At 69.2% G+C, this 19,176-nt stretch carries 17 protein-coding genes; 7 read left to right on the forward strand and 10 right to left on the reverse strand.

Annotation, left to right across the window (positions count from 1 at the left end; genetic code table 11):
• The first annotated feature begins 90 nt into the window (after nt 1-90).
• The 5 genes from N8I71_RS11160 (at nt 91) to N8I71_RS11180 (ending at nt 5,757) form a co-directional block, all read left to right on the forward strand.
• Complete coding sequence (locus N8I71_RS11160) at nt 91-1,563, forward strand: UbiA family prenyltransferase (RefSeq protein ID WP_262878062.1); 1,473 nt, start codon at nt 91-93, stop codon at nt 1,561-1,563.
• Complete coding sequence (locus tag N8I71_RS11165; protein ID WP_262878063.1) at nt 1,560-1,982, forward strand: GtrA family protein; 423 nt, start codon at nt 1,560-1,562, stop codon at nt 1,980-1,982. Before N8I71_RS11160 ends, N8I71_RS11165 begins: the two co-directional genes overlap by 4 nt.
• Nucleotides 1,979-3,304 (forward strand): FAD-binding oxidoreductase, encoded by a 1,326-nt coding sequence (locus tag N8I71_RS11170; protein ID WP_262878064.1) that lies wholly within the window; start codon nt 1,979-1,981, stop codon nt 3,302-3,304. Before N8I71_RS11165 ends, N8I71_RS11170 begins: the two co-directional genes overlap by 4 nt.
• A complete protein-coding gene (locus N8I71_RS11175) occupies nt 3,301-4,035 on the forward strand; it encodes an SDR family oxidoreductase (RefSeq protein WP_262878065.1) in 735 nt (244 codons plus the stop codon). The genes N8I71_RS11170 and N8I71_RS11175 overlap by 4 nt, the downstream gene beginning before the upstream one ends.
• 165 nt (nt 4,036-4,200) lie before the next feature.
• A complete protein-coding gene (locus tag N8I71_RS11180; protein ID WP_262878066.1) occupies nt 4,201-5,757 on the forward strand; it encodes a serine/threonine-protein kinase in 1,557 nt (518 codons plus the stop codon).
• 141 nt (nt 5,758-5,898) lie between these two features.
• On the opposite strand, the gene N8I71_RS11185 is transcribed toward N8I71_RS11180, so the two are convergent.
• A complete protein-coding gene (locus N8I71_RS11185) occupies nt 5,899-6,954 on the reverse strand; it encodes a formylglycine-generating enzyme family protein (protein WP_262878067.1) in 1,056 nt (351 codons plus the stop codon).
• A complete protein-coding gene (locus tag N8I71_RS11190) occupies nt 6,954-8,663 on the reverse strand; it encodes a hypothetical protein (RefSeq protein ID WP_262878068.1) in 1,710 nt (569 codons plus the stop codon). The genes N8I71_RS11185 and N8I71_RS11190 overlap by 1 nt, the downstream gene beginning before the upstream one ends.
• Before the next feature lie 380 nt (nt 8,664-9,043).
• On the opposite strand from N8I71_RS11190, the gene N8I71_RS11195 reads away from it, so the two are divergent.
• A complete protein-coding gene (locus N8I71_RS11195; RefSeq protein WP_262878069.1) occupies nt 9,044-9,637 on the forward strand; it encodes a tetratricopeptide repeat protein in 594 nt (197 codons plus the stop codon).
• 8 nt (nt 9,638-9,645) lie between these two features.
• Here the strand turns inward: N8I71_RS11195 and N8I71_RS11200 are convergent, their stop codons facing one another.
• The 8 genes from N8I71_RS11200 to phnD form a co-directional block, all read right to left on the reverse strand.
• Entirely contained in the window at nt 9,646-10,623 is a 978-nt protein-coding gene (locus N8I71_RS11200) for an Ldh family oxidoreductase (protein ID WP_262878070.1), read from the reverse strand.
• Between the two features lie 11 nt (nt 10,624-10,634).
• Nucleotides 10,635-11,216: a DUF3726 domain-containing protein gene (locus tag N8I71_RS11205; RefSeq protein WP_262878071.1), complete on the reverse strand. Its 582-nt coding sequence runs from the start codon at nt 11,214-11,216 to the stop codon at nt 10,635-10,637.
• Nucleotides 11,213-12,895: a hypothetical protein gene (locus tag N8I71_RS11210; protein ID WP_262878072.1), complete on the reverse strand. Its 1,683-nt coding sequence runs from the start codon at nt 12,893-12,895 to the stop codon at nt 11,213-11,215. Before N8I71_RS11210 ends, N8I71_RS11205 begins: the two co-directional genes overlap by 4 nt.
• Nucleotides 12,892-13,866 (reverse strand): dipeptidase, encoded by a 975-nt coding sequence (locus N8I71_RS11215; RefSeq protein ID WP_262878073.1) that lies wholly within the window; start codon nt 13,864-13,866, stop codon nt 12,892-12,894. The genes N8I71_RS11210 and N8I71_RS11215 overlap by 4 nt, the downstream gene beginning before the upstream one ends.
• A 92-nt stretch (nt 13,867-13,958) precedes the next feature.
• Nucleotides 13,959-14,816 carry a phosphonate ABC transporter, permease protein PhnE gene (gene phnE / locus N8I71_RS11220; RefSeq protein ID WP_262878074.1) on the reverse strand — a complete coding sequence of 286 codons (858 nt, stop codon included), beginning with the start codon at nt 14,814-14,816 and terminating at the stop codon, nt 13,959-13,961.
• Nucleotides 14,813-15,757 carry a phosphonate ABC transporter, permease protein PhnE gene (gene phnE, locus N8I71_RS11225; protein WP_262878075.1) on the reverse strand — a complete coding sequence of 315 codons (945 nt, stop codon included), beginning with the start codon at nt 15,755-15,757 and terminating at the stop codon, nt 14,813-14,815. Before phnE (N8I71_RS11225) ends, phnE (N8I71_RS11220) begins: the two co-directional genes overlap by 4 nt.
• A 14-nt stretch (nt 15,758-15,771) precedes the next feature.
• Nucleotides 15,772-16,572 (reverse strand): phosphonate ABC transporter ATP-binding protein, encoded by an 801-nt coding sequence (phnC, locus tag N8I71_RS11230; protein WP_262878076.1) that lies wholly within the window; start codon nt 16,570-16,572, stop codon nt 15,772-15,774.
• A gap of 118 nt (nt 16,573-16,690) precedes the next feature.
• Nucleotides 16,691-17,611 carry a phosphonate ABC transporter substrate-binding protein gene (gene phnD / locus N8I71_RS11235; protein ID WP_262878077.1) on the reverse strand — a complete coding sequence of 307 codons (921 nt, stop codon included), beginning with the start codon at nt 17,609-17,611 and terminating at the stop codon, nt 16,691-16,693.
• Nucleotides 17,612-18,016: 405 nt separating this feature from the next.
• Here phnD and N8I71_RS11240 point away from each other — a divergent pair, with 405 nt between their 5' ends.
• Nucleotides 18,017-19,168, forward strand: coding sequence for an alpha-D-ribose 1-methylphosphonate 5-triphosphate diphosphatase (locus tag N8I71_RS11240; RefSeq protein ID WP_262878078.1), 1,152 nt, complete (start codon nt 18,017-18,019; stop codon nt 19,166-19,168).
• The last annotated feature ends 8 nt before the right edge of the window (nt 19,169-19,176 follow it).

The raw sequence follows: 19,176 nt of genomic DNA on the forward strand, positions 1-19,176 counted from the left end.
CCGCCAGAAACCTCTGGTCAAGCCATCCCCTTGCGGGCAATCATTCCGCAGGCGACGACCCAGGGAAAAAACGGCATCCTCGAGCAGCAGATGACCCCTGCCCTATCAGCACATGACGATGGCGCGATCCTGCCGGACGCGGCGCGGAGCGGTCTCGTTCTGGCCGTCGACCTCGATGGCACGCTTTTGCGCTCGGACATGCTGCACGAGACGATGTGGGCGGCGCTGGCGACACGCAGCCGGCTGTTCCTGCAATCGGCCGGCGCGCTCCGGAACGGAAAGGCCGCGCTCAAGGCCGCGCTGGCCGACCGGGTCACGATCGACCCCAGGACCCTGCCCTACGACAAGCGCGTGCTCGACCTGATCAAGGCATGGCGCGCCGATGGCGGCGAGGTCGCGCTGGTGACGGCGACGGATGTCCGCCTTGCCGAGGCCGTGGCCGACCATCTCGGCCTGTTCGACATGGTGCACGGGTCGACGCCCGAGCAGAACCTCAAGGGCGCGGACAAGGCGGCGCTGCTTGTCGCGGAATACGGGCCGCGCGGTTTCATATACGTGGGCGACAGCCGTGCGGACCTCGCCGTCTGGGACAAGGCCGCGGGCGCGATCACGGTCGGGGTCTCGCCGGCGGTCCGGCGGGCGGTCGACGCGATGGGCCGGCTGGCCGAACACCTGCCGGCACAGGGCAACGATGTCGCCTCGCTCATACGGGCACTCAGGCCCCATCAATGGCTGAAGAACCTTCTCGTCTTCGTGCCCATCGTCGCCGACCCCGCCCATGGCGGCTGGCAGTGGACGTGGGTTCTCGCCACCTTCGCCGCGATCAGTCTGGTCGCCTCGGCGGGTTACGTCATCAACGACCTGCTCGATCTGGCCGACGACCGCAGCCATCCGCGCAAGCGCAACCGTCCGTTCGCCTCGGGTGCGCTCTCGGTATCGACCGGAACGCGGCTGGCGCCGGCGCTGCTGCTGCTGGGACTGGGCATCGCGGGCATGGTCTCGCCGGCGCTGCTGACGGTGGTGGTGATCTACTTCATCCTGACGATGGCCTATTCCGTCCGGCTCAAGCGCTACGCGATTATCGACATCTGCATGCTGGCGGGCCTCTACACGGTCCGCATCGTGGCCGGCGGCGTTGCCATCGGCGTCGGCCTGTCGGTCTGGCTTCTGGCCTTCTCGATGTTCACCTTCTTCGCGCTGGCCGCCGCCAAGCGGTTGGGCGAGTTGTCTGATGCCGACGCGGCGGGACGCACCGTCACGCGCCGCGGCTATTCGCTGGAAGACCGGCGCATCCTCAGCCAGATGGCGATCTCGGCGGGCTACATGGGGGTTCTCGTTCTCGCCCTCTACATTGACGAGCCCTACGTGCAGGAGCGCTTCGGCGCGCACCGGATGTTCTGGGGGGTCTGCGCGCTGCTGATCTTCTGGATCAGCCGCCTCGTGCTCATCGCCAACCGCGGCCAGATGGACGACGACCCGCTCGTCTGGGCGATCACGGATCCCATCAGCCGCGCGACCGTAGCCCTCATCGCCATCCTGATCGCGCTGGCGGTATTCCTGTGAGCCGCAAGACGCTGATCCTGCGCTATGGCGCTTTCGCGGTGCTGGCCGTTCTGGCCAACCTCGCTACCCAGCGTCTCGCGCTTTTCGGGGCCGACCCCGTGACAGGGCCCCGCCTCGCGGTGGCCATCGGCGCCGGAACGCTGGTCGGGCTGGTCGTGAAATACCTTCTCGACAAGCGCTGGATCTTCTTCGACGACACGACCGGAATGCGCGGGCACGGGCGGCTGTTCTTCCTCTATTCGCTCATGGGTGTCGCGACGACGGCGATCTTCTGGATCACTGAGACGACGTTCTGGCTCCTCTGGCAGACCGAGGCGGCCCGCGAGGCCGGCGCGGTCCTGGGCCTGACGATCGGCTACGTCACCAAGTACGCGCTCGACCGCCGCTTCGTGTTCCGGACCGCGGCGAGGCCGGCATGACGCGCCTTTCGGGATGGGGTCGCACGCCGGTCGCCGAGTGCCGGGTGCGGAAGGCGCGCAGCGAGGCCGACGTGGCCCGTGCCGTGGCCGAAGGGCCGATGATCGCGCGCGGCAACGGGCGGTCCTACGGCGACCCCGCGATGAGCCCGGGCCTGACACTCGACATGCGGGGCATGGACCGCTTCCTGGCCTTCGACGCGGAGACGGGCATCCTGGTGACCGAGGCGGGCGCGCTTCTGTCCGACGTGATCGAGACGTTCCTTCCGCGTGGCTGGTTCCCCTTCGTCACGCCGGGCACGAAGTTCGTGACCATCGGCGGAGCCATCGCGGCGGATGTGCATGGCAAGAACCACCACGGCGACGGCAGTTTCCGCGCCTGCGTCGAGTGGGTCGACGTGATGGAGGCCGACGGGTCGGTGACCCGCGTGACACAGGACGACGACACGGGGCGCTTCGGCACGATCTGCGGCGCCATGGGCCTGTCGGGCGTGATCCTGCGCGCCGCCATCCGCCTGCGGCCGGTCGAAAGCGCGTGGATCGTGCAGGAGACGATCCCGGTCCAGACCGTCGAGGCCGCGGTCGATGCCTTCGAGGCCCGGCTCGACGTGCCCTATTCGGTGGCGTGGATCGACTGTTCAAGCGGCCCTCCGACCCTCGGCCGGAGCCTCGTGATGCTCGGCCGGCACGCCCGCGCCGACGAACTTCCCACGTCGAAACGCAAAGCGCCATTCAAGGTCGCGCGTCCCCGCAAGCTCGCCGTGCCGGTGGATTTCCCGAGCTTCGCGCTGAACCGCCTGAGCGTGCGGGCCTTCAACGCGCTCTACTACCGCATGGGCGCGCGCAACGCCGGCGAAACGCTCGTCGACTGGGACCGGTACTTCTATCCGCTCGACGCCATCTCGGGTTGGAACCGGATCTACGGGCGGCGGGGCTTCTACCAGTTCCAGTGCGCCCTTCCACTACCGACCGCGCGCGAGGGGCTCGAGCGGCTTCTGACCGACATCTCGGCCACGGGTCTCGCCAGCTTCCTGTCGGTGCTGAAACGCTTCGGCCCGGACGACAGCCCACTGTCCTTTCCCTGCGAGGGATACACGCTGGCGCTCGACTTTCCGGCGGGCGCGCGCAGCCTCGCGCTGCTGGAGCGGCTCGACCGCATCACGCTCGAACATGGCGGGCGCTTCTACCTCGCCAAGGACGCGCGCATGACGGGCGAAACCGCACGCGCCGCCGACCCGCGCCTCGCCGCCTTCCGCGACCTCAGGCAGGCGCGCGGCTGGGCCGGGCATTTCGTTTCGCATCAATCTGAAAGGCTGGGATTGTGAGCAGATCCGTCCTCATCCTCGGCGCGGCCTCGGGCATGGCGCGGGCCATCGCGCGCAGTTTCGCCGCCGAAGGCCATGCCATCAGGCTGGCCGCACGCGACCCGGAGCGGCTGAAGGACGACCGCGACGACCTCGTCACGCGCTACGGCGTCGAGGTGACGCTGCACCCTTTCGACGCCCTCGATCTCGCATCGCATGCGGGCTTCGTCGCGGGCCTGCCGGACCTGCCCGAGGTGGTTGTCTGCGCCGTCGGCACGATGGGCACGCAGGAAGAAAATGCCGCCGACCCCGAGGCCGGCGCGATGGTCATGCGCGCGAATTTCGAAGGCCCGGCCTCGATCCTCGGGCACCTCGCAAACGCCATGGAGGCGCGTGGCTCCGGCACCATCGTCGGCATCTCGTCGGTGGCGGGCGAACGCGGGCGGGCCTCGAACTACGTCTACGGCTCGGCCAAGGCCGGGTTCACCGCCTTCCTGTCGGGCCTGCGCAACCGGCTGGCGAAAAAGGGCGTGCACGTGGTGACGGTGCTGCCGGGCTTCGTCAACACGGCGATGACCGAGGGCCTCGACCTGCCCGCGCGCCTCACAGCCGAACCGGAGGAAGTGGGCGCCGCCGTACTCAAGGCCGTGACGTCCCGGCGCAACGTGGTCTACGTCCGGCCGATCTGGCGAATCGTGATGGCCGTGATCCGCGCGATCCCCGAACCGGTCTTCAAGAAGACGAGCCTCTGAGCCTGCAATCCGGGCGCCCGCATGGTGGGCATCGGCGGATATCGGCGCGAATCCACGCCAACCGGGCTTCGCGACCGGCGGGATTCCGCCAAGTGCTCCATCTCTCAAGACATTTCCACCCGGCGTTGTTGCGGGAGCAACACTTTGCGCTTATCGCCGATTCCCATGAATGGGACAGTCTACGCATCGCTCGCGGTGCGTTTCAGGGGCATCACCGGCATAGGCCAGACCAGTGGCCGTGGCACGGGCCAGGCATCGGTCGACGCCGTCATCGCGACGGTGGCCGTTTCCTCCGTCGTGTCGGCGCTGTGCAGCTTCGTGGTCGTGTCGAACGTCTACGACGCGCTTCATGGCGCGCGCGCGGTCCCGGCCGCGGTGGTGGAAACCGCGGAGGCGGAGGCGACGCCCCCGGCCGCCGAACCGCGCCGCTATCCCGTGGCCGAGGCGGCGCCCGCCGCTCTCACCCGCTTCACCGATGCCTTGCCCGCCAGGCAAACGCCGGTCCGCCCGGGCGATGCCGGCGCGATCCTTGCAGCGCTGCCGGACGTAAGCGGCCCGCTTGTCGCGGATAGCCGCGACACTGCGGAGGTCGAACCGCTCCTGCGCGCCGCCCGCAGCCTGTCGCCCGAGATCGCGCTGAGCCTGCGCACCCCGCTCGCGCGCCCCGAGGGCGTGACCGAACTCGCGGCCGTGGCGCCCGAGGTGGCGGCCCCGCAAGCCGCCGTGAACCCACTTCTGCTCGATGTCAGCCCACGCCCCGCGCTGCGGCCCAGCGGCCTCGCCGACCGTGTTCCGGCGGCCATCGCCACGCGCGCGCCGGCCGCGGCCGCCACGATCGAGGTCGCGCGGGCCGAGGCGCCCGACGCGGCCCTTCCCCCGGCACGGCTGGGCGATGCCGACCGCGGCCGCCTTTTCCCGCCGCGCGCGGGCGCCAACCCCTGCTCCAACCGCCTGGCCCGAGCGATCCCGCGCCGTTCCGGAGGCGCGGCCGGCGGATCGGCCATCATGGCGCGGGTCGGCAACGGGTCGGGCTCGAGCCGCGACAGCGCCATCGTCGCCGAGGCCCTGTCAGGCAACGTCCCCACGCATCTGCGCGAGCTCCAGCCCGTACGCTTCACGGGATCCGTGGGTGGACGCCAGACGGAAATCGTCATCTGCGTGACGCCCGACTACCTGGCCGTCGGTTCGGATGGTGACCACGTGCGCGTCCCGCTCGGCCTGCCCGCCGCGCTGCGCGTGGCGGATGCCTTCGACATGATGCTGCCCACGACGCGGATGGTCGATGCGATCTATGCGCAGGCGGATCTGCGCGTGTCGCCTCGTCCCATGCCACCGGGGCCGCAGATGTCCTCCACCGACTATTTCATGCGCCACGACGCGACGCTCGACGCGCAGTTCGCCGAAGCGGGCGCGCGGGACGGCCTCCTCGTCGCGGGGCACAAGAAGGACCTCGTCCTCGCCAACCGCCTGTCCAACAACCGCGGACGCGTCGCGATCTATGGCTGGCACCGCGGCAACGGCGACCCGATCCAGCCGCTGTCGACCGTGCATGGCGAGTACTACGCCGACTACAGCCACGGCATCCGCCTGGTCAGCCGCACGGCCTATGTCGATGGCAGGCCGGTCGACCTGCGCGGCCTCCTGACCGACGGAACCTACGCGGGTCTGCTCAACAGCGAAGGCCCGCTGACTTCGGCGACGATCCGGCTCGCGTCTCTCTGAACCTTTCCGCAGCGCGCCGTCCTTGCAAGGACGGCAGAAGCGTCTTGCAAGACGCTTTCCCGCGCTCCCGCGCGGGAGGCAAAGCCTTGCAAGGCTTTGCCCAAATCCCTTGCACGGGATTTGCCCCGTGCGATCAACGCCTCAGCGGATGTCCCGGAAGCAGCGGAACCCGAGGTGATAGTTGCGGTGGCTCGCCTCCGACATCACCCGGCTGCCATGCCAGAACGGCGCCCGCCAGCGGGCCCAGTGCTCATGCGCGCGGATCGTGTCCCAGATGAACCATGACCCCTTCATCTCGGTCACGCCAAGCGTGGTCGAGCCACGGCTGGCCATCTGGTCCTCCGAAAGGGGGAGGTTCATATGCTCGGCCGCGTTGCCGTCGATGTCGTAGACCCCGAGCGGGCTGCGGCAGTCCGGGAAGGAGCCGGCAGGATAGGTGTTCGAGCCGCATCCGGTGAAGCTGCCGCCATTGCAGGAGGCGTTCTTGAAGCTGCCCGTGGCGCAGACGCCCGAGCGCCAGGCACCGATCGAGTAGGTGCCGCTGGTCGAGGCGTAGCGGTTGTTGTGCCACGAGCGCATCGTGTTCACCGCCGCCGAGCCGCCCATGCCGCGGATCATGTCGAACGGGTAGTCGGGCGGCAGAAGCTGGCCGGCCGCGGCACCTTCCCATTCATGGGCGTCGCCCATCCGCTTGCCCTCGGCAGCACACAGCTGCGCGGCCTCGTTGGCGCGGACCCAGACGACCGGGTAGACCATCGGGATGTTGGGATACTCGAACATGTCGGCGCAGACGGTGGCATCCTCCGGCCGCTGCGTGGCGGGATCGTAGAGCGGCACCATGTAGCGCTCGCCGCAGATCCGCTCGTACTGGCGGTTGCGGTAGCTCTCCTGGATCTGGGCGACCGATCCGCCGAGGCGTGCGGCGGCCTGCTCGGGGCTGAGGGGGTGCTGCGTGACGGCGGGGTTGCCCTGGCCCATCCAGCCATTTGGCGAGGCCGCGAAGATCTGGCGGATGCGCTGGATCTCGCTGCCCGAGACGCCGCGAACCTGCTGCATCTGCTGGAACATGATCTCGTTGCGCTCGGCCAGGGACTGCGCTTGCGCCGCCCCCGCGCCCATCGCCGTCAGTGCCACCAGCGCGGCGCCGAGCGCGCGGCGGCTCCGTCCCAGCAGGTCCATGCCCATCGTTCCCCCCATCAGTCCCTCCTTACCAGGTAGAAGAAGTCTCGGTTGTCCGGTGCGCTGACGAAGCGCGGGATGCGCGTGCCGCGGCTGCCGCGCACATCGACGTCGGCCATGCCGGACACCAGATGGCGCGGTTCGATCTCGTCGCCTTCGTGCAGGTAGAGCGCCATGTACGTCAACTCCTGGCTGTTCATGTCGAGGAGCATTGCGTAATCGCACTGGTAGGCCTGGAACGTGCGCGCCATGGCCGACGGCGTGGCGGTCGAGAAATAGGCGTAGATCAGGAAGGGCCGGTCGCCGACCGTCCGCAGGCAGGCGCCGGCGCGCAGGGTGCGCAGGTTCGCCTCGGCCGAGCCGGACCAGTTGCCGCCGCCCCAGGACGTCACGCGGTCGCCCGGCACGCCGTTCTCGATCAGCGGCACACCGTTCTGCCGCGCCATGACAAGCTCGGGCAGGACCTCGGCGTGGCCTTCCGTCCACGTCTCCATGTGAACCTCGCCGTCATGCGTGACGTAAAGCGTCGCGAGATTGGGCCAGAGCCGCGACAGCATCACGCCCTGCTGCACGAAGCCGTAATGGTGGCCGAAGTTGAAGGTCGCGTAGTCGCCGAAGCGCCACGCCCCGTGGTCGCGCTTGAACCCGCCGGTGAAGGCCGCTGCCACGTCTTCCACGAGCGAGGGGCTGAGCGTTCCGTTCAGGACCAGCGGATCGGGCCGCGAGAACCCGTCGGGCCCGGCGCCGCCATGGCGGTTGGAGGGCCGTGAGGACCAGCCGAGGTCGGGGTGATCGGTGCCAAGCTCGTAGCCGATGTCGAACCGCGCCATGTCAAAGGCGACGAGATAGACGTCCGCCCCGCTTTCGACCCCGTCGAGCCAGTTTGCGCCGGGCACGTCGAAGACCGATTGCGCGATCATGCCGGGCTGCATGACGCTGGCGTAGATCCCGGGCGCGCCGTCGACCTCGTACCAGCTTCCGGCCTGCATGCCGGCCTCGGCGCCGAGAAGGTCGAAGCCCATCGCCGGACGCATCACCGGCGCCCGGTCGAGAAGCGCGGTTCCCAGAAGCTCGACGCCACTGACCTCCTCGGCGGTATCGAGTTCCTCTGAGGAGACCATGAAGGCGTCCTCGTAGAAGGCGCCCTTGATGAGGTTGACGATACTGTCGCCGAAGATGACGTTTTCGCGCAGGAAATCCGAGACCGCCTCGCGCGTGGTGCGGTTGCCCTGCACCGGATTGCGCAGGAAGAGGCTCCAGTCGCAGACCGGCGCATAGGGCAGACCGGTCGCGCGCGCTTCGGCAAGCTCTCCGGCCCAGGGATCGCAGAGGACGACATCGCCCAGATCGTCCTCGAGCCGCAGGCGCGGACCGTTTTCCGTTTCCGCCAGCGAAACCTGCCACAGGTCGGCGTCGGCGTTTTCCAGGTGGTAGAAGGCGGAGCGCCCCCCGGCCGGGGCCACTTCCAGCACGAACCAGGAATTCACCCGCGGATTCAAGGAGGTCAGGCGGTAGAGCGTGCCCTCCGCGTCGGTTGCCTCCTGAGCGTTCATCCAGGGCTGAAGCGCCCAGATCGACCCCGGAACCGGGGAATTCAGAACCTCGAGGCGGGCCTCGACCGTGGCGGCGTCGGGCGGCGCGATACCTTCGGCCACCACCCCCCCGGCAGGGAGGACGAGGGCAAGCGCGGCGGTCGCGATGCGGGAAGCGGCAAGAGGTCTCGGCACGAAAGGCTCCATTCGTAAATGCGGGTTCGGAACCGCCAGTCGTGGCGCAACCGTTGGGTAAAACTCGGGCCGGATTGTTGCAACAACTCGGCAAATGACGCAACGGCGGGAACCCCAACCTCGGGGCTTTTCGCGAAGACGTTACGACGCCGCCCGAAAACCCGGCACGCCGGGCGCAATCGCACCTGCGATCCATCCCGACGCAACGGTCATTAACGAAGTATTAACCGACCGCCGTCTTTTCTAGGTGTCGAGGGAACGCCTCGCGCCACAATCGAACGAGATCCAGCACCGTCTTCTGCGGACGGCATGCCTCGTGCGTCCGGGTGCGCAACGGGTGTGACCGAACTGGGGTGGACACTGGACTTCGGGGGCATTCGATGAGTGGCGAAGCCGGCTCGGCGAGGCGGATCGAGCGGTCGGGAATCACGGCCGCGCTTTCGGAAGGAGATCTGAGGCTGGCCGCGCGCCTGTCCGAACAGGGTCTGGGCACGAGGCCGGGCGATCCGGACCTTCTGCGGCTGCTGCTGCTGACGCAGCTCGGGCTGCGCGAAGTGCAGGCGGCGCAGGACACGGCGGACAGGCTCTCGCAGGCCCCGCTGACCGCGGCGGCGCTCGACGCGCTCATCCCGGCACGGCTGGCCGCGGGACGGGTCCGCGACGCGCGCGATCTGGTCGCCCGCGCCGACCGCGAGCGGACGGCAGACCCAGCATCGCTCGAGGCGGCGCGCGCGCGGATCGCGATGCACCATGACGACCTGATGGCGGCGCGCGCGATCCTCGTCCGCGGGCTGGAACGGACGCCCGAGGCGACTGGTCTGCGCGCGCTCATGGCCGAGGTCCTCATGGCCGATGGCGACGCCGCACACGCCCGCGAGGTGATCGCGCGTCTGGGGGAGCCGCCGACCGCGCCGGGGCCCGAAGCCGCGCTCGGCTCCAACGCGCCATCCCAGCGGCAAAGCCGCGAGGCCTGATCCGCGCGTCAGGCTCCGGCGAGGTTCCGGGCCAGCGCCCAGAGCGCGTCGGGCACCTCGACGGGATCGAGATGTCGGCGCGGCACGCCCGGAATGCGCGCGCCCGGATCCTCGTCCAGCGCCTCGGCCACACGGGCGAACCGGGCGCCGAAGGCCGGGTCATGGGCGCCCGGATCGATCAGGATGTAGAACTGCCCCAGATCGTGCGGCGGCCCATCGGGCGACTTCAGCCCCTTCACGTCGAGCGAATTGACCGACCCGGTGAGGCCCGCCGCGAAAGCCTCGACCATCAGCCCCAGCGCCCATCCCTTGTGGCCCGCGGCCGACAGCAGCGCGCCGGCAAGCGCCGCTTCGGGGTCGGTCGTGGGCCGTCCCTCCGCGTCGACGGCCCAGCCCTCGGGGATCGGCTCGCCCGCCGCTTTCGCCATCGTGATCCGTCCGAGCGCGACTGCGGAGGTGGAGAAATCTGCATGAAGCGCGGGCGCGCCGTCCCCGGGAATGGTCACCGCGAAGGGGTTGGTGCCGAGCACGGGGCGACGGCCGCCGGGGCCCGCCACGATCGCGGAGGCATTGGTCATGCCCATGCCGATCAGCCCCTCGGCGGCGATGCGCTCGGTAAAGAAGCCAAGCGAGGTGCAGGTGTGCGAATGGCAGACGGCGAGGCTCGCGATGCCGCCGGCGCGGGCGGCGGCGACAGCCTCGGGCAGTGCCCGCGAAAAGGCGGGCTGCGCGAAGCCCAAGCGGGCATCGGCGCGAACCACACAGGGGCGGGGATGCGAGACGTTGGGCTCCGCCCGCCCATCGACGCGGCCCGAAACCAGCTGCAGGCAATAGGATTCGAGATAGTAGAGGCCGCAGATCACGTTGCCCGTTTCCTCGGCTCGGGCGATGGCGCGTGCGACCTCCGCCGCCTGCCACGACCCCGCGCCATGGGCGATCAGCGCCGCGCGGCTCGTTTCCTCGATCTCGGCGATGCCGACCAGCATGGGACCTCCTGTCAGGTGTCGGGGCCCGCACCCGCGCGGCGCGAGGCTTCGGTTTCGGGAACGAGCGTCCGCGCGGCGAGCGCCTCGAGCGCGGCCCAGTGGGCGGGATCGACGGGGCGGCTGCGCCAGTCGGGCGGCCGGGGCACCCCGGTGCCGAGCGCAACGGTCTCGACCGACAGGCCTTCGGCGATCGCGGCGTCGAGCGCGCCGTCGGCCACGACGCCGCCGCCGCTGCAACCGATATCCGCCCCCTCCCATCGCAGCATCGCCGCCGCCCCTTTCCGTGCGGCCATCAGGAGCGGCGCGGCCAGCAGCAGTGGCGCGGCGACGTGCCCCTTCGGCACGGCACGCGGATCGTCGGACAGCGCCGCCATCGCCTTCAGCCCGCATCGCGGTGCCGCGCTGCAACCCGGCTGGCAATCCCTCGGCCCCTCGAACAGCCGCGCGAGCACCGACACGCCCGGCAGGCCGTGCGCCTCGAGCACCCGCACCGCGAGGCCCGCCTCCTCGGCCAGGCCCCAGGGGCATCCCGCCCCGCGCGCGGCCTTGGTGCAGGTCGCGCGGATCTCGGCAAGCGTGCGTGTCCCGCTCATTCCGCGGCCTCGGCGAGGCGCGCCCCCGCATGGTGCAGCCACCCATCCGCCGGGATCGCGTGCAACTCGTCGGGATAGGGCGCGCCCTGGTACATCGTGATGCGCAGCCAGCGGTCCGAGCGGGGATCGAAATTCGTCGCCCCGAAGAAGGCGAGCTTGCAGCGCAGCATGTCGATCGGGCGCATGTCGGCGGACAGCAGGTTGTCGCGGATCTCGCGATAGGGCGCGCGGTCGAGCGCCTGCACCCGCCGGACGATGCGGCGATGGCGGGGATACGCGGCCAGGAAACCGGCTACACTCGCCTCGCCTGCGCCGTCCAGATCGCGCTTCAGCGCCGCGGCGGCCCGCGCGATGTCGAGCGGCTGTTCGAGCTCCGCCCCCGGTTCGGCGTAGCGCTCGCCAAGGCGCGGCTCCAGCTTGGCCTCGGAGACATACCAGAACCGCGCAGAGGCCTCCGCCGCCGCGTAATCCGTCCCGAGCGCCCAGCCGAAGCCATCGCTCAGCATCTCGCGCAGCAAAGACAGCGGTATCGCCCCGTCGATCGCGAACCCGGCGATCTCGTCGGCGCCCATGGTATCGGCCAGGTCGTCGACAAGCTCACCATGCGGCTCCAGCATCAGCGACAGGCACATCTCCTGCCCCTCGAGGCCGAGACTGTCCTCGGCCCAGCGCCAGAGAGCGTCCCAGGGGGCTGCCCCGGCGAGGGCGCCGTCGGCGACATGGCTGGAAAGCCGCGCCATGTCGCGGCGTAGGCCGTCCCATTTCGCCGCCTGCACGGGGTCGCGCGTGCGCCAGCGGAGCGCGGCCTCCTGTGCCCCGGCGAGCGCGCGGGAGAAGGCCGCACGACTGTCTGCGGACGCAACGGGCAGGTCCCGCACCCGCCCGAGCGCCGTCTCGCGCGCGGCGATCCAGGCGTGGAGCAGGTCGGGGTGGTTCACGAGGAACGGGGCCATCCCGAGCCCGGTCGCATTGCCGATCCCGAGGCTGCGGCGCAACGCCGGATCGAGCCGCGCGGCGCCCGCACCGCCGCGCACGCGCGCCACGTGCTCGGCCAGGTCGGCGACGAAGGCGCGGATCAGCCAGACGGCCAACATCTCGGCCCGGAACGGCCCGTCCATCAGCGCCCTGCCCTTCAGCGCCTCGTGATCCGCGGCGCCGAACTTGCCCGAGCCATAGACGGCGGTCGTGCGCATGAGGTAGCCGACCTCGTCGATCAGCGCCGCGTCGGGCTGCCGCCCTTCTGCAAGCCGGTCGACCACATGCGCCCAGAGCCGACCCGAGCGGTTGGCACGGGACAGGACAAGCTCGCGGTCGCTGACCCGTCCCGCCTCCTGTTTCGGGACATTGGCCGCGAGCCGGTCGAGATCTTCGGCCGAAGGCTCCCCGTCGACCAGCGCGAAGGTCGCATCCCAGGCCTCCGCGATCACGCGGTCCGAGCGCAATTCGTCCGGCAGGTCATGGGCGAAGGCCACGAGGCTGTAGGTCTGACCCTGCCCGCGCACGCGGTATACCGCGCGTCCGACACCATCGCCGTCCACCTCCCAGAGCGGCCGGTCCGCCGTCCAGCCGCCGTCCGCCAGCCCCCGGAGCAGGACACGCATGAAGCTCAGCCGCGTCGGGTGCGAGGCGCCCATACGCGCAAGCCGCATCACGGTATCGGGAGACCGCAGCGCCGTCATGCGCGCGCCCCGAAGCTCTCTTCGAAGAACCGGAGCCAGTTGCCGCCCATGATGGCGGCGGCCTCTTGCGCATCGAAGCCCACGGCGCGCAGCCCTTCACGCAGGCGGGGGAAATCGCGGTTGTCGGCGAAGAAATCCGGCATCGGCGGAAACCCCGGCGCATCGGCCGAGCCTTCGCCGTAGTCGACGCGCTTGGTCCAGCGGCCCACGCGCATCCACTCCACCACGCTGTCGGGCTGATCCTGACAGAGGTCGGTCCCGATGCCCAGCCGCTCCACCCCCATGATCTCCGCCGTCCGTGCGACCATCTCGCAGAAGCCCTGGAGCGTGCAGTCGCTGCCCCCCTTCAGGTGATGGGGATAGAGCGAGAAGCCCAGCATCCCCCCGCTTTCGGCCAGCGCGCGCAGGACGGTGTCGGACTTGTTCCGCCGCGCGGGGTGCCAGCTTGCGGGGTTGGCATGGGTGATGGCGATGGGCCGTGCGCTGACCTCGATCGCCTCGAGCGTCGAGCGTTCAGCCGAATGACTCATGTCGACGACAAGGCCCACGCGGTTCATCTCGGCCACCACCTCGCGGCCCATGCGGGTCAGCCCCGGGTCCTCCGCCTCGTAACAGCCCGTCGCCAGCAGCGACTGGTTGTTGTAGCTGAGCTGCATGAAGCGCAGGCCGAGGGTGTGGAGGATCTCCACGAGCCCGATATCGTCCTCGATCGGCGCGGGCGTCTGCGCGCCGAAGACGATGGCCGTAACGCCGTCGGCCTTCGCCGCGCGGATGTCGTCGGCCGTTCTCGCGTGGCGGATCAGGTCGGGGAAGCGCTCGAAATGCCGGTTCCAGGCCTCGATATTGGCGACCGTCTCGCGGAACATCTCGTGATAGGCGATGGTGACGTGCACGGCATCGACACCGCCCTCGCGCATCTGCCGGAAGATCTTCTCCGACCAGTTGGCGTATTGCAGCCCGTCGATCACCATGGGTCGCAGCCTGCGGCGGCCCCGCGGCCCGATGCAAGGAAAAAAGGCCCCCGCGCCGGACGCGGAGGCCTTCGGTCCCGATACACGTGGACCTACTCGGATTTCGCCCCGATGGCCCAGAGACGGATGCGTTTGGACAGCCAGTCGATCGCGAAGATGATGACCAGGACGTTCAGCACCACGAAGGCCACCTGGTCATAGAGCGAGGCGCGGAAGCGCTCGATCAGGATCATGCCGATGCCGCCCGCGCCGACGATGCCGAGGATCGTCGCCGAGCGCGTGTTCGATTCCCAGAAATAGAGCGACTGGGAAATGAACACCGGCAGGACCTGCGGGATATAGCCGTAGCGGATCACGGCCAAGGGCCCCGCACCCGTGGCCTTCACGCCCTCGACCTGCTTGCGGTCGATGTTCTCGATGGCCTCGGAATAGAGCTTGGACAGCGTGCCGAGGTCCGAGATGAAGATGGCGAGCACACCCGCCAGCGGCCCTAGGCCCACGGCCCGGACGAAGACGAGGCCCCAGACCAGCTGATCGATGCCGCGCAGGATGTCGAGGAAACGGCGGATCACCTGCCGCACAAGGCGGATCGGCATGACGTTCCGCGCGGCGAGAAAGCCGATGACGAGAGAGCCGATGGTGCCAAGAAGCGTGCCGAGGAAGGCCATCGCCAGCGTCTGCGCGATACCGCGATAGATGTTGGCGTATTGCCAGGTCTCCATGTCCTCCCACACCACGAAGGCGCGCAGGAGGGCCAGCACCCGCTCGGAGGCGTCGAGAAGCCGGCCGAAATCGAAGTACCACATCGAGACGATGACGTAGACGACCGCCGCCGCCAGCCAGCCCCAGCGCCGGACCTGGCCGCCCAGGCTCCCGAAGGCGCCGGGATGGGTTGCGCGGGCCGTGGCGATCTGTTCGGGCGTGATCGCCGCAATGGATGCCATGCTCATGCGAAGTTCTCCCGCCCGATATAGCCGAGGCGAATGCGCTCGGAGATGAGGTCGATCACCGTCACCATCAGGACGACGAGGATCAGGACCGCCAGCACCCGGTCGTCGGAGTAGAACGAGATCACGCGGTTCAGTTCCTGCCCGATGCCGCCCGCGCCCACGAAACCGATGATGGAGGAGGCGCGCACGTTGATCTCGAAACGCAGCATCGCATAACTGAAGAAGTTCGGCAGGACCTGCGGGGTCACGCCATAGGCCATCTTCTCGAACCAGTTGCCGCCGACGGCCGTGATGCCCTCGATGGGCCGGTCGGAGGCGTTCTCGTTCACCTCGGCGAACAGCTTGCCCAGCGCCCCGGCCGTGTGGATCGCGACGGCCATGACGCCGGCAAGTGGCCCGATCCCGATCATGAAGACGAAAAGGAGGGCCAGCAGGATCTCCGGCACGCCCCGGCAGAATTCGAGGAACCGGCGCGAGATCCAGTAGATCCAGCTGTTGGGCGAGAGGTTCGCCGCCGCCGGGAAGCTGAGCGCGAAGGCCACCGCGGTCCCGATCAGGGTGGCGGTGATCGCCATCAGGATCGTTTCCCAGATCAGTTCGACGTAGGTCCAGAAATCGGTGTACCAGAAGGTGAGCGAGCCCGGCACGGCGCGCCCGTCCTCGGTCCGCCCCTCGAAGAGAACATCCCATTGCAGGTCGGGCATGATCGTCCCGAAATACTCGAAGATCCGAGGAACGCCGCTGGCCAGCCGGTCGGGGTAGAAGTTGCTGATCCAGATCGAAAGGCCGAGCGCCAGCGTGAAGGCGCCCAGCGCGACGATGTTCCAGACGCGCCGCGAGGCCTTCAGTTCGGCGCGATGCGCCTCGAAGACGGCAACGGCGTCGCGCGGGGCGCCGCCCGATGCGCCGGCGGAGCCGCCCAGCATGGGGATGTCGGTCATGTGAGGATGTCCTGTCAGGCCGGAACGGGCATGGCGGCGGGGATCGCGGTCGAGGTCGCGGCCTCGTTGAAGGCCTCGTCGGCCTCGGCCCCGTAGATCTCGCGCGCCATGGCGGTGGTCAGGAGGTCCGGCGTCCCGTCGAAGACGATGCGCCCGTCCTGCATCCCGATGATCCGGTCGCAGTAAGTCCGCGCGGTGTCGAGCGTATGCAGGTTGCAGATCACAGTGATCCCGTCCTGCCGGTTGATGTCGCGCAGTGCGTCCATCACGATCTTGGCGTTCATCGGGTCGAGCGAGGCGATGGGCTCGTCGGCCAGCAGGATCTTGGGTTCCTGCGCCAGCGCGCGGGCGATGGCGACGCGCTGCTGCTGACCGCCCGACAGCGTCTCGGCCCGCTGGAGCGCGGTATGCGCCATGCCGAGCCGGTCGAGCGCCTGGATCGCGAAGGCGCGCTCGCGCGGCGTGAAGACCTGCGTCAGGGACCGCCACGCGGGCAGGTCGTAGAGCCGGCCGGTCAGCACGTTCGTCACCACGTCGAGGCGGCCGACGAGGTTGAACTGCTGGAAGATCATCGCGCAATCCGAGCGCCAGGCCCGAAGCTCGCGGCCGTTGAGCTGGGCGATATCGGTGTCGCCGAACAGGATCTGTCCCTCCGACGGGTCGATCAGACGGTTCAGCAGGCGCAGAAGCGTCGATTTCCCGGCACCGGACCGGCCGATGATGCCGACCATCTGGCCATCGGGAATGACGAGGTTCGCGTTGTTGACGGCGAGGTTGTCGCCGAAACGGCGCGTCAGCTTTTCGAGTTTCAGCATGGGTGCCCCAAGGGTTCAGGTGTCACGAATGACCCGGGCCGGCGCTCTCCCCCGCGAGGCCCCGGAAACGAGACGCGGGGGCCGGTGTCGCATACCGGCCCCCGCGCCTTTCGGCGGCTCAGCGCGTGCCGGCGGCCTGCCGGCGCATGTTGATGATCGGCTCGTAGAATTCCTGGCTGATCGGCCAGTAGCCCATCGACTCGCCGTCGTTGATCGCGTCGAAGCAGTCGCGGTCCACGACCTGCAACTGCATCATCGCCCCCATGACGAGGTCCTTCAGCTCCTGCGGCAGGTCCGAGCGGACGACGCGGGGGCCGTTGGTGATGAGGTTGGACTGCCAGATGATCTGGATTTCCGACATGTCGAGCATGTCCTTGTCCACCATCGAGCGCAGGTTGCCGCGGCTGTAGCCTTCGTCGATGTTGCCGACGCCGGAGGTCCAGGTCACGCCCGCGTCGTACTGGCCCTGCAGAACCGCGATGACCGCCTGCTCATGCCCACCGCCGAAGCCGGTCTCGGAGAAGTAGGCATCGGGATCGATGCCCATCTCGGTCAGTTCGGCCAGCGGCACGAGGTAGCCAGAGGTCGAGTTCGGATCTGCGAAAGCGAGGCTGCGGCCCTCCATCTCCTCAAGCGAGGTGATGCCGCTGTCGGCGCGCGTGTACATGACCGAATAATAGCCGAGCGAACCGTCGATCTGCATCGTGGTGTAGAGCGGCTCCACCGCGTCGGGGTCCTGCAGGTAGATGCCGGCATAGCCCGCCGAGCCGAGGCCCGCGAATTCCAGCTGACCGGCCAGAAGGCCCTGCATGACGCCCGCGTAGTCCGATGCGGGATAGAGCTCGACCGGAACGCCAAGACGCTCTTCGAGAAAGGCTTGCTGGCAGGAATGCTCGCGCAGCCGGTCGGCCTCGTTCTCGCCGCCGAGCAGGCCGATCCGGAACACCGGAACCTCGTCGCGCCAGTCCTGTGCGAAGGCGGCGGTGGAGGTGAGTGCGGTCGCGCCCATGGCGAGCGCGGTCATGGTCTGTCTGATCATCGGGTAGTCCCCCTGGATGTGTGTCAGCGCGGAGGCGGCCCTGGCCCGACCCCGTCGACGCCGTGGCTAGGGACGGAGTGTGATGGCAGCGCAAAGGATTGGTGAAAGATGTGTGACGGCCCGCCAGCGCCTTGAATTGACGCTGATTCCCCCGCCCGCAATGCCCCGAGAACGCGCCCGGGCGCAGGGCCGGGCAACCGACAACAGGGCGCATTTGTTGGATTATTCGCCCCTCGGGCGAGCCGGAAGCCAGCCATTCCCGCGCCGCCGCGAAAGAATCGCCCGAGGTGGCGCAATACGACCTGCGCGGGGTCGCGCGATGTCATGCAAACGTCACCGCGCCTCCATATGCCTGTCACGCAACGCGCCTCTTGGGTGGGGCGACGCGACCCGGAGGCGACCATCATGTTCGACCACCCGACCCTTCCCGACCTCACGCTCCGCAAGGCGCGCATCGTCACGCCACGCGGGGTGGTCGAAGGCGGCCTGCGGATCGAGGGCGGACGCATCGCGGGACTGACGCAGGCCTCTGACGGCATCGATCTCGGCGGCGCCTTCCTGATCCCCGGCATCGTCGATCTGCACACCGACCACGTGGAACGCCACACCCACCCGCGCACGACCGTTCTCTGGCCGTTTCTTCCGGCGCTCATGGCCCATGACGCCGTGGTGATCTCGGGCGGCACGACGACCGTGCTCGATTCGCTCTCGGTCGGGGCATCGATGAAACGTCCCGAGCGGCGCGAGATCCTCGAACCGCTGGTCGCGGCCCTCGATGCCGGCCAGCGCGCCGGCGCCTTCCGCGCCGAGCATCTCCTGCACCTGCGCTGCGAGATCTCGGACCCCGCGACCATGGCGCTGGCCGATGCCACCATGTCCCATCCGCTGACGCGCCTCGTCTCGATCATGGACCACACGCCCGGCGACCGGCAAAGCCCGGACATCGACCGCTGGTTCAACCACATGATCCACGAGATGGAGGTCGACGAAGCCACGGGCCGCGCGATGATGGACGACCTCTTCGAGCGCTCGCGCACACGCGGCGCCGAGGTGCGCGCCCATGTGCTCGCAGCCGCGAGACGCGCCGGTATCCCGGCGATGAGCCACGATGACCGTACCGTCGAACACGTGGACGCCGCCGTGGACGAGGGCCTCCACGTTTCGGAATTCCCCACGACGATGGCCGCCGCCGCCCGCGCGCGCGCAACCGGAATGGCCATCGTCGCGGGCGCGCCCAACTACCTGCGCGGCGGCTCTCAGTCGGGCAATGTCGCGGTGGCGGAGCTTCTCGCCCACGACCTCGTCGATGCGCTGGCCTCGGACTACGTGCCGCGCTCGCTGCTGGATGCCGCGTTCCGTCTTGCCGCCGATCCCGCGCTGCCGCACGATCTGCCCGCCGCGATGGCGCTCGTCTCCGGCACGCCCGCCCGGATCGCCGGTCTCGACGACCGCGGCCGGATCGAGGAAGGCCTCCGCGCCGACCTCGTGGCGGTCCGGATGGCGGGCGACCAGCCTCTCGTCCAGGCCGTCTGGCGCGAGGGGCGGCAGGTCTTCTGACGGCGAGA

It is taken from the genome of Roseicyclus sediminis (assembly GCF_025515305.1).
GTDB lineage: Bacteria > Pseudomonadota > Alphaproteobacteria > Rhodobacterales > Rhodobacteraceae > Roseibacterium > Roseibacterium sediminis.